At 68.5% G+C, this 14,011-nt stretch carries 13 protein-coding genes; 7 read left to right on the forward strand and 6 right to left on the reverse strand.

The window, feature by feature from the left end; translation table 11 throughout:
* Window positions 1–179: 179 nt before the first annotated feature.
* The 3 genes from HNP48_RS34935 to HNP48_RS34945 are packed head-to-tail and all read right to left on the reverse strand — an operon-like array spanning window position 180 to window position 2,131.
* On the reverse strand, window positions 180–752 hold the full coding sequence (locus HNP48_RS34935; RefSeq protein WP_184866262.1) for a peroxiredoxin: 573 nt from the start codon (window positions 750–752) through the stop codon (window positions 180–182).
* Between the two features lie 10 nt (window positions 753–762).
* Window positions 763–1,305, reverse strand: a complete 543-nt coding sequence (locus HNP48_RS34940; protein WP_184866264.1) for a carboxymuconolactone decarboxylase family protein — start codon at window positions 1,303–1,305, stop codon at window positions 763–765.
* Between the two features lie 46 nt (window positions 1,306–1,351).
* Window positions 1,352–2,131: a hypothetical protein gene (locus HNP48_RS34945; RefSeq protein WP_184866266.1), complete on the reverse strand. Its 780-nt coding sequence runs from the start codon at window positions 2,129–2,131 to the stop codon at window positions 1,352–1,354.
* A 166-nt stretch (window positions 2,132–2,297) separates the two neighbouring features.
* Between HNP48_RS34945 and HNP48_RS34950 the strand changes: the two genes are divergently transcribed.
* Window positions 2,298–3,173, forward strand: a complete 876-nt coding sequence (locus tag HNP48_RS34950) for an AraC family transcriptional regulator (protein ID WP_184866268.1) — start codon at window positions 2,298–2,300, stop codon at window positions 3,171–3,173.
* 108 nt (window positions 3,174–3,281) lie between these two features.
* Here HNP48_RS34950 and HNP48_RS34955 read toward each other — a convergent pair whose 3' ends face one another.
* A complete protein-coding gene (locus HNP48_RS34955) occupies window positions 3,282–4,208 on the reverse strand; it encodes a LysR family transcriptional regulator (protein WP_184866270.1) in 927 nt (308 codons plus the stop codon).
* Window positions 4,209–4,293: 85 nt separating this feature from the next.
* On the opposite strand from HNP48_RS34955, the gene HNP48_RS34960 reads away from it, so the two are divergent.
* The 3 genes from HNP48_RS34960 to HNP48_RS34970 are packed head-to-tail and all read left to right on the forward strand — an operon-like array spanning window position 4,294 to window position 7,533.
* Window positions 4,294–5,301: a tripartite tricarboxylate transporter substrate binding protein gene (locus HNP48_RS34960; RefSeq protein ID WP_184866272.1), complete on the forward strand. Its 1,008-nt coding sequence runs from the start codon at window positions 4,294–4,296 to the stop codon at window positions 5,299–5,301.
* A gap of 25 nt (window positions 5,302–5,326) precedes the next feature.
* Window positions 5,327–6,541 (forward strand): aromatic ring-hydroxylating dioxygenase subunit alpha, encoded by a 1,215-nt coding sequence (locus HNP48_RS34965; RefSeq protein WP_184866274.1) that lies wholly within the window; start codon window positions 5,327–5,329, stop codon window positions 6,539–6,541.
* A complete protein-coding gene (locus HNP48_RS34970) occupies window positions 6,538–7,533 on the forward strand; it encodes a PDR/VanB family oxidoreductase (RefSeq protein ID WP_409362599.1) in 996 nt (331 codons plus the stop codon). The genes HNP48_RS34965 and HNP48_RS34970 overlap by 4 nt, the downstream gene beginning before the upstream one ends.
* A 23-nt stretch (window positions 7,534–7,556) precedes the next feature.
* Here HNP48_RS34970 and HNP48_RS34975 read toward each other — a convergent pair whose 3' ends face one another.
* Window positions 7,557–7,976 carry a hypothetical protein gene (locus HNP48_RS34975; protein WP_184866276.1) on the reverse strand — a complete coding sequence of 140 codons (420 nt, stop codon included), beginning with the start codon at window positions 7,974–7,976 and terminating at the stop codon, window positions 7,557–7,559.
* A 301-nt stretch (window positions 7,977–8,277) separates the two neighbouring features.
* Here HNP48_RS34975 and HNP48_RS34980 point away from each other — a divergent pair, with 301 nt between their 5' ends.
* The 3 genes from HNP48_RS34980 to HNP48_RS34990 all read left to right on the forward strand — a co-directional run bounded on the left by HNP48_RS34980 (window position 8,278) and on the right by HNP48_RS34990 (window position 11,972).
* Window positions 8,278–9,342 carry a metallophosphoesterase gene (locus HNP48_RS34980; protein ID WP_184866278.1) on the forward strand — a complete coding sequence of 355 codons (1,065 nt, stop codon included), beginning with the start codon at window positions 8,278–8,280 and terminating at the stop codon, window positions 9,340–9,342.
* Window positions 9,343–9,621: 279 nt separating this feature from the next.
* The gene (locus HNP48_RS34985) at window positions 9,622–10,734 is read left to right on the forward strand and encodes a DUF3592 domain-containing protein (protein ID WP_184866280.1); all 1,113 of its coding nucleotides are present in this window, start codon (window positions 9,622–9,624) and stop codon (window positions 10,732–10,734) included.
* Between the two features lie 122 nt (window positions 10,735–10,856).
* Window positions 10,857–11,972, forward strand: coding sequence for an IS110 family transposase (locus HNP48_RS34990; RefSeq protein WP_184866282.1), 1,116 nt, complete (start codon window positions 10,857–10,859; stop codon window positions 11,970–11,972).
* Window positions 11,973–12,420: 448 nt separating this feature from the next.
* On the opposite strand, the gene HNP48_RS34995 is transcribed toward HNP48_RS34990, so the two are convergent.
* A complete protein-coding gene (locus HNP48_RS34995; protein WP_184866284.1) occupies window positions 12,421–13,191 on the reverse strand; it encodes a CPBP family intramembrane glutamic endopeptidase in 771 nt (256 codons plus the stop codon).
* Window positions 13,192–14,011 lie beyond the last annotated feature (820 nt).

The following is a 14,011-nucleotide window of genomic DNA, read 5'->3' on the forward strand; positions in this document are numbered from 1 at the left end:
TGGGGACCTCCGGCGAAAGTTCGCCCAAAGTGTTCACCATGTCCTCGCACACCTGTTCACCATGTCCCCGGTCTATACACGGCCCAAGAGAAAGTTACTGCGCCGCCGGGCGCACATCCCGGCTCCCGCACTCAACCAAGGCACACAGCAACCACGGCCAACGAAAGCAACCACCGGCCTCAGGAGACCCTGCAGGCATCGGCATCGCACACCACGCCCGCTGAACGGGCCCCGCCGGCGGCCACCGCAGCGCTGGCCGACGATTCCGCGGGCCAAGCCTCTGCGCCAGGCTCGGCCACCAGTTGTGCCACCAGCGCCCCCACCCGCATATCGTCGATGCGCCCAAAATGGTTCACCCGCAGCCGCCCCATCCTGTCGATCAACAACAAGCTGGGCGTGCCGCGCAGCCCATAGGCCTGCATGGTGCGCGGGATCGACCCCTCCGTGCCCGGCATGTCGATGCCGATCGGAAAGCCCAGCCGGTACTCGTGCACAAAGGCCTTGAGCGCCTGCGGCGTCATCACCGCATGGTGCTCGAACACCGAGTGCAGCCCCAGCACGGCCACGTCGCGCGGGTCGAACAGAGCGTGCATGGCCGCAGCCTGCGGCAGGCCATAGGCCACGCAGCCGGGGCAGAGCATCTGGAAGGCGTGGACCACCACCACCTTGCCGCGCAGACCTTGCAGCGTGACCGGCGCATCGGTGTTGAGCCATTGCGCGATCTCCAGCTCAGGTGCGTAGTAGTAGTCCATGGCGGCCTCCTCAGCGCTTGGCCAACGCGACGGAGGGGAAGTCCACCGGCACCGCGAACGCCACGTTCACGTAGTTGGTGAACAGGTTCAGCGCCACGTGGGCGACGATCTCGACCACCTGGCCGTCGCTGAAGCCGGCGTTGCGCAGGGCCTGCACATCGGCCTCGGCCACCTGGCCGCGTGCCTCGACGAGCTTCAGGGCAAAGGCCAGGGCGGCGGCGGTGCGCGGGTCGTCGGACTGGCCGGTCTGCGCGGCGCCCATCTCGGCGGCGCTGGCGCCGGCCTTGCGGCCCAGGGCCGTGTGGGCGGCCAGGCAGTAGTGGCAGTCGTTGCGGTTGGCGACCGCCACGGCAATCTTCTCGCCCAGTGGGGCGTCGATGCTGCCGTTGCCGAGGGCACCGAAGAAGCCCCACATGGCGTTCAGCGCGGCGGGCGACTGGGCCACCGTGCGGAACATGTTGGGCGTGGTGCCAAAGGCGCCGTGGATGGCGTCAAGCGTGCCGGCGACGCTGGCGGGGGCGGATGCGCGGTCGATCAGGGGGATGCGGTTCATGGTGATGGTTCCTTGGTTGAGGTGGGTACAGGTACGGGATGGGAAATCAGCGGTTCACTTTTCCGGGGAGTGACAGGTCGCCGGAAGCGACCTTCATCACGTCGGGCACGCACAGCAGCGGCGCATGCACGCTGGCGTTCACGCGCAGCACGGCGGCCACGCCGTCGAACGACGCGGCCTGCACGGCGCCGATGTCGTCGAAGGGCACCTTCACCTCCAGCGTCTGGCCGCTGAAGTTGGGGTGCCAGCCGGGGCTGTCGATCAGGATGGGCAGGCCGGGCCAGGTCTTGGGCAATTTCGGCTTGGCGCCCTCGGGGATGTCCACCACCTTGAGATTGCCCTTGCCGCAGGCGTTGTCGGGCTGCAGCACCACCCAGTGCGAGTGCCAGACATCGCCATCGTTGGCGGGGTTGCCGTCGCCGTTCTCGTCAAACAGCGGCGTGTCGTCGAAGTCGGGGTGCGAGGTCACGGCAAAGGCCAGGATGCCGGCCTTGGGCTCGAAGCCCACGGTGGACGGGTCCAGCGTGGTCGGCCAGACATACGAGAACACCGCGCTGCCGGCCAGCTTGCCCGATTGGGCGGGCTTGGTGGCGCCCGCCTTGCCCGAGACCGCGACGTGGAAGACAGCGGTGTTGCCCTCGGTGCTGATGCGGGTGTGGAAGATGTCGAAGGCGGGCTTGACCTTGGGGGCCGGCGCGGTGCGGATGCCGCCGGTGTGCTGGGCATCCTTGGCGCCGGCCTTGTGGTGCGCGTCGTGGGCGCTGGCGCTGCAGGCCAGGGCGGCCAGTGCCAGGGCGGTGGCGCTGCGGGAGAAGGTGTGTCGCATGGCAGGCTACTTTCCTTGTGTGGTGTCGATGGAGGCTTGTCTCGGCGTCTGCATGGGCCTGTTGCCGCTGCAGAAACCGTGGGATCAAGTTTCTGCTGCATTTCAGTAAAATATGGCGCGTTATTTCTTTAAAACATGCCATTTCGTCCTGAACTGCTCATCACCCATGGATGCACCCGCTTCGCCACCGCCGCAAGCCATTGACCGCCTGTCTGCGCTGCTCGAGCGCTTTCGCCTGCGCGCGCACCTGTTCCATGCCGGGCCGCTGTGCGGGGTGACGCACTTCGCGGCGCAGCCCGGGCGGGGCTTTCTGCATGTGCTGCGCAGCGGCGAGATGGAAGTGACGCACCGCACGCGCGGCGTCAAGCGCCGGCTGCAGGTGAACGAGCCCACGCTGCTGTTCTACCCCCGGCCGCTGGCGCACGACTTCCACAACGCACCGGTGGATGGGGCCGACTTCGTCTGCGCCACGCTGGACTTCGATGGCGGCGACAGCCACCCGCTGGTGCGCGCGCTGCCGCCCCTGTTGGCCCTGCCGCTGCGCGAGGTGCAGGGGCTCGACCACACGCTGGCCCTGCTGTTTGCCGAGACCGAGCGCCTGCGCTGCGGCCAGCGCCTGCTGGCCGACCGCCTGTTCGAGGTGCTGGTGATCCAGCTCCTGCGCTGGCTGCTGGACCACACGGGCGAGACCGAACTGCCCGCCGGCCTGCTCACCGGCCTGGCCGAGCCGCGCCTGGCCCGCACCCTGGTGGCCCTGCACGAGCGGCCCGAGGCCGACTGGACGCTGGACACCATGGCCGCGCAGGCCGGCATGTCGCGCAGCGCGTTTGCCGCGGCCTTTCGCACCCACGTGGGCCAGCCGCCGGCCGACTACCTGGCCCAGTGGCGCATGGCGATTGCGCAGACCTTGCTGCGCCAGGGCACCCCGGTCAAGGCCGCGGCCGAGCAGCTGGGCTACGCCAGCGCCTCATCGTTCTCGCGCGCCTTCACGCAGGTGGTGGGGCAGGCGCCACGCAGTTGGGTGCAGGGGGCGGGCGGTTAGGGCTCATACGGACTTGCATTTGATCGCATAGCCAGGCGGGAGCCGCAGACAGTGCTGCAGCACGGCAAGGCGAACCAACGACGCTATACGGTCAAAGGCAAATCCGTATCAGGCCATGGCCCGACCGTGCCGCAGGATCTCGTCCCTGAGCCAGAGCACGGCCGGGTCGGCGTTCGAACGCTCGGCCCAGCAGACGTAGAGGCGGTAGTCGGGCAGCTCCACGGGCAGGGCGGCGCTGGCCAGCTGGGCCGCATAGTGCTGGGCCACGCGCCGCGGGAAGACGGCGATGAGCGCGCTGTGCGCATCGCCGCACATCAGCTCCACCATCTGGCTGAAGGTGGACACGGCGGCCTGCACCAGGCGCTGGCGGCCTTTCCTGGCCAGGGCCTGGTCCACGGTGTCGTCGAGCACCGATCGCGTCTGCCCCAGCACCACATGGGGAGCGTTGCAGAAGGCGTCGAGCGAGATGGGCTGTGTCTCCAGGGCCGGGTGGCCATGGCGCGCCACGGCGACGTAGCTGTCGCCGTAGAGCAGCGTGGACTCGACCCCGCTGGCGGGCGACAGGCGCGGGTGCAGGCCCACGTCCACATCGCCCCGGCGCAGGCGCTCGGTGAGGCGGCCGTAATCGGCCAGCTCCCAGGACAGGCGCATGCGCGAGCCCAGCCGCGTGAGCTCGGCGCACAGCAGCGGCAGCATCACGCGGCAGGTGTGGTCGCTGCCGGTGATGCGCAGGATGCGGTCGGAGGTGGCGGGGTCAAACGCCTGCTCCAGGCTCATGAGCTTGTGCATCTCGCTCAGCACGGCCTCCACGCGCGGCGCCAGGGCCAGCGCGCGCGGCGTGGGCACGATGCCGTGGCTGGTGCGGGTGAACAGCGGGTCGCCAAAGACCTCGCGCAGGCGCTTGAGCGAGGCGCTCACCGCCGGCTGGCTCAGGAACAGGCGCGACGCGGCGCGCGAGACACTGCCCTCGCGCAGCAGCGCATCGAAGGTGCGCAGCATGGGCAGGTCCAGGCCCCGGATATCAGGCTGGCCCATATCAGCTATCCAAACGTTTGAATTGATCCATATCAGCTTGTCTCCTATCGTAACGGCACCCAACGATAAACAACGGAGACAAGAGATGACCAAGAATGCAGGACTGCGCGTGCGCAGAAGAACCATGCTGGCCTTGGGCGCGGCCCTGGCGCTGCCCGGTGGGGCGGCATGGGCGCAGCAGCCGCAGGCGGGCACGGCCTTCCCCTCGCGCGTGATCCGCATCGTGCCCTTCGGCACGGCGGGCGGGCCCATCGATGCGATTGCGCGGGTCTATGCCGACCGGCTGCAGCAGCGCTGGGGGCAGAGCATCATCGTCGATGCCAAGCCCGGTGCCAGCGGCATCATCGCCGCCGATGCGGTGGCCAAGGCTGCGCCGGATGGGCACACGGTGATGGTGACGCTGCCGCTCACGCACATCAACAACGCCATCCTGCAGCCCAAGCTGCCCTACGACCCGGTGAAGGACTTCGAGCCCATCTCGCAGCTGGCGCTGGGCGGGCCCATGCTGGTGGCGCGCGCCGATGCGCCCTACAGCAACCTGCAGGAGTTCGTGGCCTTCGCCAGGCAGAAGAAGAACCTGACCTACGGCACCTGGGGCAATGGCTCGGCCGCGCACCTGATGGGCGAGCTGCTCAAGCGCCAGACAGGCGTGGCGCTGATCCACGTGCCCTACAAGGCCGAGGCTGCGGCGCACAACGACCTGTTCGGCGGCCAGCTCGACTTTGCCTGGGCCAACCCGGCCACGGCACGGGCCCAGGTACAGGGCGGGCGCATGAAGGTGCTGGGCATTGCATCCAGCGCCCGCGTGTCGGCCCTGCCCGATGTGAAGACCTTTGCGGAGCAGGGCTTCGCCGGCTTCGACCTGGACAGCTGGATCGGCGTGTACGCGCCCGCCAAGACGCCGGCCCCCGTGCTGCAGAAGTGGAACGAGGCGCTGCGCGAGATCACGAAGATGCCCGAGGTGCGCGAGAAGCTGGCGAGCTTTGGCTTCGAGCCCCTGGGCAACACGGCGGCGCAGTTCAAGGCGAGCTACGCAGCCGACTACCCGCGGGTAGCAGAACTCATCAAAGCGGCGGGCGTGACCCTCGACTGACTTCAGACAACAAGGACCCCATTGCATGACCCCCGGCACCGCACCACACAAGGTGATCCCCATCGCCGTCGACACCGGCACGGCCTACGGCCTGCCCGCGCCGACCTCCAAGCTCACGCTGGCCCAGGTGGGCGCGGGCACGCCCATGGGCGAGCTGCTGCGCCGCTACTGGCACCCCATCGGCCTGGCGGCAGACGCCACCGACACGCCGCGCCAGGTGCGCGTGCTGGGGGAAGACCTGATCCTGTTCCGCGACAAGAGCGGCCGGCCCGGCCTGGTGTACCCGCACTGCGCGCACCGGGGCACTTCGCTCTACTACGGCAAGGTGGAGGAGCGCGGCATCCGCTGCTGCTACCACGGCTGGCTCTTTGACGTGGAAGGCCATTGCGTGGAGCAGCCCTGCGAGCCCGAGCTGGGCCGTGCGCGCGGCAAGGTGCGCCAGCCCTGGTACCCCGTGCAGGAGCAGTACGGCCTCATCTGGGCCTACCTGGGCCCGGCCGACAAGAAGCCCGTGCTGCCGCGCTACGACGCGCTGGAGCGGCTGGACGCGGGCGAGCTGCTGGAGGCCAACGACGCCAGCATCGGCGGCGGCGGCCCGGCCGTGGTGCCTTGCAACTGGCTGCAGCACTATGAGAACCTGGTGGACCCCTTCCACGTGGTGGTGCTGCACTCGACCTTCAGCGGCACGCAGTTCGTCGCGCAGATGGCCGAGATGCCCCAGGTGACCTGGGACACCGTGCCCCTGGGCGTGCGCACCACATCCATCCGCACGCTGCCCGATGGCAAGGTGTTTCGCCGCATCAGCCAGGCCGGCCTGCCCACGCTGCGCGTGATACCGAGCCCCCGCGTGGGCCGCTACGGGCGCGTGGAATCGCTGGGCTGGGTGCTGCCCATCGACGACCACCACTTCCGCATCTACGTGGTGGGCCGCGTGAGCGAGGTGGGCGAGCTGGCGCGCATGCGTTCGCGCATGAACGGCAAGCTGTGGGAGGAGCTGACCGAGGAGGAGCACCGCGCCATGCCCGGCGACTACGAGGCCATGGTGAGCCAGGGCGCCATCGCCCACCATTCCGAGGAGCACCTGGCCACCACGGACCGCGGCATCGTCATGCTGCGCCGCCTGCTGCAGCAGCAGGTGGACAAGGTGCAGCGCGGCGAGGACCCGGCGGGCGTCAGTTTTGACCCGAATGAGCCCCCTGTGGTCTTCGACGCCGGCAACTACATCGTCGAGCAGGCATGAACCTGGCTGCCGAGATGGTGATGATGACGGACACGCTGGCCGTGCGGGTGGCGCGCCGCTGGCCCGAGGCGCGCGGCATCGAGGCCTTCGAACTGGTGCACCCCGAGGGGGCGGCGCTGCCGGCCTTTCGTGCAGGCGCGCACATCGACGTGCACCTGCCCGGCGCCATCGTGCGGCCCTATTCGATCTGCAGCGCGCCGCACGAGCGCTGGCGCTACCTGCTGTGCGTGCTGCGCGAGCCCGCCTCGCGCGGCGGCTCTGCTGCCCTGCACGATGCCGTGGCCGAGGGCGATGTGCTTCGCATCGGCCGCCCGCGCAACCTGTTCGCACTGGACCAGGCCGCCAGCCACCACCTGCTGCTGGCCGGGGGCATCGGCATCACGCCCATCCTCAGCATGGCACAGCAACTCGTGCAGGCCGGGGCTGGCAACTTTGCGCTGCACTATGCCGTGCAGGAGCGCGACCGCGCGGCGCTGCTCGGGGCGCTGGCGGTGCCGGGGCTGGCACAGCGCTCGCGGCTGTACTGCAGCGCGGGCGATGCGCCGGCGCGCATGGACATCGGCGCGCTGCTGGCCCAGGCGCCGCAAGGCACCCATGTGTATGCCTGCGGACCTGCGCGCCTGGTGCAGGCCGTGCAGTCGACGGCCGCCGCACAGGGCTGGGCACCCGAGCGCATGCATGTGGAGCTGTTTGCGGCACCGCAGGTGGTGCGCGCCGATGGCGATGCCGCCTTCGAACTGGTGCTGGCGCGCTCAGGCCGCGTGGTGAACGTGCCCGCGGGCTGCAGCGCCACAGAGGCCCTGGGTGCTGCCGGGGTGGTAGTGCCCACCTCGTGCGAGCAGGGTGTGTGCGGCACCTGCCTCATGGGCGTGGTGTCGGGCCTGCCGGACCACCGCGACATGTACTTGTCGCCTGAGGAGCAGCAGCGCAACGACCAGTTCCTGCCCTGCTGCTCGCGGGCGCTGACACAACGGCTGGTGGTGGACTGCTAGGGTCAAAGGCCGCCCCGGGGCACCTACAGCGACATCGAGAGCAGCAGGCCCTTGTGCGCCTGGATGGCCTGCTGCGCGAAGCCACGCAGCGCGTCCACGATCGGTTCGAGGTCGGGGCCGCTGGCGCCTATCTGCGCGATCTCTTCGTGCGCGGCCCAGGCGGTGGCGATGCCCGCAATGCCTTGCGCCGGCAATGCGGCCAGCCGGCGCACAAAGTCTGGCGGCAGCTCGAAGACCCATTCGCCCTCTGTGTGGGCAAGCAGGTGTTTTTCGCCTTCAAGCTCCCGGGCCTCCGCGGCGCTGGCTCCCAGCGCGGCCCACAGACCGGCCAGCGCCATGTTGTCCAACGCATTGAACTGCAGGCGGGGCCGCTCAACGCCGTGGGCTGCGGACAGGATGCCGGGCGCGTCGCCGGGTGATGCAATCAGGATGTCAGTGAGCATGGGGATGGACCTTGGCGCTGGAATGTGGCAAGGCCATGTCAGCAGAACACCAGCGCCAGCAGCGCGGGGTCGTCCATGAGGTTCAGCAACGCGTAGTCGGCCCAGCGGTAGGCGAGGTACAGGGCTTGGTCGATCCAGTGGTCCAGGGGCATGGGGGTGGATTATGGAGGCGCGGCCCCTGGGGGAAAGGCCGGGGTGGCCGGGGCGGGTATGCTGGCAGGATTGCGACAGACGCATGACAGACAGACAGACCGGCTACGACAATACCCGACAAGCAAGAACGAAGGAGCGCGCTACGCCCATGAGCCTGATCCAACCCCTGCCCGACGGCCCGCTCGACATCGTGGGCGACATCCATGGCGAGTACGAGGCGCTGGTGCAACTGCTCGGCCACCTGGGCTATGGCTCCGAAGGGCGGCATGCCGAGGGCCGCACGCTGGTCTTCGTGGGCGATTTCTGCGACCGCGGGCCGGACAGCCCGGCCGTGCTGGGCCTGGCGCAGCGCCTGGTGCAGGCGGGCCGGGCGGTGGCAGTGCTGGGCAACCACGAAATCAACCTGCTGCGCGAGGATGCCAAGGACGGCTCGGGCTGGTTCTTTGACGCGCGCATGGTGCGCGACCACGACAAGTACGCCCCCTCGGCGCGGCCCACGCCGGCGCAGCGCCGCTCCATCGTGGAGTTTCTGTCGCAGTTGCCCATCGCACTGGAGCGCGATGACCTGCGCGTGGTGCATGCCGCCTGGCAGGACGAGCAGATCGCCGCCGCGCGCCAGTTGCCCCTGGGATCCGTGCGGCGCGAGTACGACCAGTGGGAAGAGGCCGCGACCGCGCAGGCCCGTGCCAGTGCGCTGGAGCAGCGCATGGCCCGCGAGCTGGAGCAGTGGCTGCATGGCCTGGAGAACAACCTGCACCAGCCGCCGTTTCTGCATGCGCATGCCGAGCACGAGGCCAACAAGCAGATGCTCAACCCCTTGAAGGTGCTGACCACCGGCGTGGAGAGCACCGGGCGCGAGCCCTTCTTTGCGGGCGGTCGCTGGCGTTTCACGCAGCGCCAGGCCTGGTGGGACGCCTACACCGACGAGGTGCCCGTGGTGGTGGGCCACTACTGGCGCCGCCTGCGCCCCATCGACCGCAGCGTGGTGGGCAAGGGCGATGCCGACCTGTTTGCCAACACGCACCCGCTGGCCTGGCATGGCAAGCGGGGCAATGTGTTCTGTGTGGACTTTTCCGTGGGCGGGCGCTGGACCGAGCGCAAGGCGGGCAAGGCGGTGGGGCATGACTTCAAGCTGGCGGCTTTGCGCTGGCCGGAGCGGGTGTTGCAGTTTGATGATGGGGTGGTGGAGGGGACTACGGGGTTTGGTTCTTAGGTCTTTTCTTTGGTCTTTGGTCTCTGGTGGCTTCGTGCCTTTGCCAGGCGCGCAGGCCGGGCCGAGACCTGGCTCCCGCACCAGCACAGGCATGCAGCAGACACAGCAGCACTGCCCCGCACATCTGCCGGCCCCAAAGTTGCCCTCCCCCGCCGGCGCCCGCTGCATGCGGCAAAGAACACACACACCCGGCAATGAAATTGCCCGGAGAATCGATCCCCCGCAGAATCAGCGCGCCCCACCCCGCCGTGGGCTTTTTTTTTCTTCTTGCGCCCCCGCATGCCCGCCCTCGCCATCGACAACCTCCCCCTGCCCTACCGCCGCGCCGCCGCCTGGTGGCTGGGCCTGTTCGGCCTGCCCTTCATGGCGTTTGCCTTCTGGCTGCTGCTCACCGGCGTCTGGCCACCGGTCGGCGAGTGGGCCCGCATGTCGCGCTGGCAGCCGGCAGAGGCCACTCTGCTGGCGGCCGATCTCACGGTGCGCCCAGGCAGCCGGGGCGACCCCAGCCGCGAAGCCACGGCCACCTACCGCTACACCGTGGGGGAAGCGCAGTACACCAGCCAGCGCGTGGGCATCTCGCGCGGCGGTGACAACGTGGGCCGCCACCAGGCCGAGATGGCGCGCACGCTGGTGGGGTACCTGCAACGCGGCGAACCCGTGCGCATCTGGGTCAACCCGGCCAACCCGACCGAGGCCGCCATCGACCGCGAGCTGCGCTGGGACCTGCTCTCCCTGCATGCCGGATTTGCGCTGGTCTTTGGCGCCATCGGCATGGGGCTGCTGTTCTTCGCCCTGCGGCTGCACCGAGCGCCCCTGCCCGGCCCGGGCCTCCACGCCAAGGGCAAGGCCGGAGAGAACGCGCCCGGCCTGCCCCGCAGGTACGGCAACGTGTGGCTGCACCAGATGCCCGGTGGCGTGCGCGTGCACCTGCCCTATGGGCGTGACCTGCAGCGGCACATCGGTGCCATCGCTGGCGGCGCGCTCTTTCTCGGCATGGCCCTGGCGATAGGCAAGCTCATGGAGCGCGAAGAGGTGGTCCCCGCCATCTTCGCCGTGGTGTTCGGCCTGCTCGGCGTGGCCCTGTCCGCCAGCAGCCTTTTCACCCTGACCACCAGCCTGCACGCCAACCTGGACGAGCGCGGCATCCGCGTGCGCCGCCGCTTCCTGGGCCTGCCGCTGCACAGCCACCAGGTGCCGCCGGGCATGGTCAAGCGCCTGGAGCTCCTGCACGAGCAAACCACGGAGCACAGGGGCCGCGAGATCGCCTGGTACCGGCTGCTGGCCCAGCTCAAGAACGGCGGGACCATCGCCCTCACCGACAGCCTGGAGGGCGAGGATGCAGCACGCGGCCTGTACACCCAGGTGCTGGAGCGGTCGGGGTACCGGGGCTAGACATCATGGTCGCTTGATTCGGTAAGAAGGCCCATCTCCGGTATCGTGGATTGCGCACTCAGAGAGTGTGCCGAGCCACATGCGGCGAGCGTAGCCAGCCGCAAACCGTATGGAGACGAGCCATGGACGAGAGTATCAATTTCTTCGTTGGTTTGGATGCCCACAAGGACAGTATTGCTGTGGCCGTATGTGAGGCAGGGCGAGAGCCGAGTCGTTTCGTGGGCACCCTTGGGCCTGACGTGCAGGGGGTGCTCAAGGCGCTGCGCAAGTACGGACCAGCGCGGCATGTGAGCGTGGTGTACGAAGCCGGTCCGACCGGCTACGGGCTGCATCGCGAGCTGAGCCGGCGTGGTTATCAATGCGAGGTCATCGCGCCCTCATTGATACCGCGACGAGCGGGCGAACGTATCAAGACTGATCGGCGCGATTGCGCCCGGCTGGCCGAACTATCCCGGGCGGGCGAGCTGCGGGCGATCTGGGTGCCCGACGAGGCCCACGAAGCCATGCGCAATCTCTGGCGGGCGCGCGAAGACGCCGTCAATATGCGCCTGAAGGTACGCCAGCAGCTCAAGGCGTTTTTGCTGCGCCAGGACCGACGCTATACCGGCAAGACGTCCTGGACCAAGATGCATCAGCGCTGGATCGCAGACCAGCGCTTTGGCCACCCGGCAGATCAGATCGCGTTGACGGAGTACCAACTGGCGGTTCAAGCGGCCCAGGAACGCGTACAGCGGATGACGGTGGCGCTGCAGCAGGCGGTTCAAGGCTGGCGCTTTGAGCCGGTCGTGGCTGCCCTGAGGGCCCTGCGCGGCATCGATATCGTCAGCGCCATCGGCCTGGTCTGCGAGATCGGCGACATCAACCGCTTCGCCACAGCTCGCCAGCTCATGGGCTATCTGGGGCTCGTGCCCTCGGAGCATTCCAGCGGCAACAGCGTGCGCCGTGGCTCGATCACGAAGACCGGCAACGCGCATGCGCGGCGCCTGCTGACCGAAGCGGCGTGGAACTACCGTTTCCCAGCGCGCGTGAGCAACGAGTTGCGCGACCGCAGCAAGGCGTTGCCGCCCGGCATCCGAACCCACGCGTGGAAGGCCCAGGTGCGTCTTTGTGGGCGATTCGCCCAACTGTCGGGCCGCGGCGTGCAGGCCAACAAGGTTTGCGTGGCAGTGGCACGAGAGCTGGCCGGGTTCATCTGGGCCATCTCCAAGCAAGTAGAGAACGCGCCTGCGGCGCAATAGGTCGGCACGAATCGGATTCAGTAGCACGAGGTGATGCGACACGATCACGATAGGAAGAACCCTCCCCCACACTATCTACAGCACCCTTAGGGGCAACCTGCGCCGCTAGAGCGAGGCAGCTTCCATGACGGATCGATGCACGGTGGTACCCAACCCACGGATATCAGTCTGATCCATCGTCGCAGCAGCAGACTTGTGTCGCATCACCCCGTGCTACTGACCCCACGTACCGCCGTGGCCCCATTGACGAGCGCGACCATATCAGTGTGCTGTCCCACAAATAAGTGGTACTAAAACCGTGTCTTTCACGCCATGGCTGCGTTGCAAATCCTCGCGATAGCACGGGCTATCGCTGCGGTTTGCGCCTTGCCTTGGCGCGAAATCCATCGGTTTTATTTTTGGCATCTATTTGCGGGACAGAACACTAACCAGGGCCAGCCAATACCCACTATGCCGCCAATGCGGCAGCCCCGTGCGCGAACACATGGGCGAGCATGTGCGCCAGCACGGCCGCCTCCAGCCCCCGGCGCCAATACAGCCAGCCCGCCAGCAGTCCAAAGGCGGCATTGCCCGCCACCACGTAGGCCACCACGGACGCCGTAAGCCCGCCAAACAGCACATGGGCCGCAGGCAGGTGGCCGGCCGCGAACAGCAAGGCGCTGAGCGCGATGGCCAGCCAGGCGGTGCCGGCATGCAGAGCCCCACGCCCGCGCTGCAGCACGCGCCAGCCGGCCCAGGCCAGTGCGCTCATCACGCCCCAGCGCAACAGGATCTCTTCGGTCACCCCGCCGTAGAGCACGCGCACCAGCAGCGGCAGCTCGGGCCGCGCGGGCAGCGCGCGCAGGAGGGCCTCGGGCGCCCATTGCGCGGCCCCGGCAAGCAAAACCGCGCCCGCCACCCCTCCCGCCAACCCCGGCAGCAACAGCGGGCGTGCGGCCGGCCACAGCGGCTGCCCCGCCACCAGGGCCGCGGCCACGGGTGCCTGCAGGCCCACACGCGGCGCCAGCCGCGCACCGCCCCAGGCGGCCAAAGCCAGCAGCAATGCCGACTGCAGCACCGTGGCCAGCCGCAGCGCCCAGGCAGGCATGGGCGCCGCAGTGCCCTCGGGCACCAGCGCAGGCAGGCCCAGCCAGGCCAGTGCGAACACGCCCGGCATGCCGGCGCGAAAGATCGCCTGCCACAAGGTCCATTTCGCTGCAATGTGTTGTCGAAGGTGCATGCCGTGGGGTTCACCCATCCAAGAGGGCGATGGGATGGAAGATGTTGATCGGCATCAAGCTTAGGGCTGGCCTGCTTTGCAAAGGCTTAGGGTGGGCTGAAGACTTGCTGAAGAAGACGTGCACGGTGGGCGGCTGGTTTTTGCCCATCGGCATGATGGTTGCTGTGTGCCTTGGTGAAGGGCGGGAGCCGGGATGTGCGCCCGGCGGCGCACCTACTTTCTTTTTGCGCAAAAAGAAAGTAGGCAAAGAAACAGCGCCCCGCTGTCTGCGTCCCTCCGCTTCGCTGCGGGCAACCTGCGATGCTCGGTCCTAGGGTGGTGCCGCAGAACTCGCTACGTTCTTCGAACTGCGCTCAAACAGCTGCGGCAAGTCAGATCACGAAGTGCGTGTGTCCTTCGGCACACGCACCCACCCCAGGCCCTGCGCTTCTCGGCGCAGCCAGAAGGGGTGGGAGCGGGGTCAAAGACGGCTGCTGCTGTCGCAGCTACGCCGAGTGTCGGTTACGCGCTGCGCGCTGCCGACGCCACTGGCGCGGAGGCCCTGACCAGGCCAAGCGCAGCGAGGCAGATTGGGCCGAGCGAAGCAATGGCCCGTGTGGGGCCCGTTTCCACCCCCTTCTGACCGTGCCGAGAAGCGCAGAAGCTGGGGTGGCGTGTGTGCCGAAGGACACACACGCTTCGTGATCTGGCTCGCCGCAGATGTTTGAGCGGAGTTCGAAGAACGCAGCGAGTTCCGAGGCGCACCCCAGCTTCGAGCATCGCAGGCTGCCCCCTCGCCACCGGCGAGGGGGACACGGGCAGCGGGGCCGCCTTCTCTTTG

Source organism: Acidovorax soli (genome assembly GCF_014207955.1).
GTDB lineage: Bacteria > Pseudomonadota > Gammaproteobacteria > Burkholderiales > Burkholderiaceae_C > Acidovorax > Acidovorax soli_A.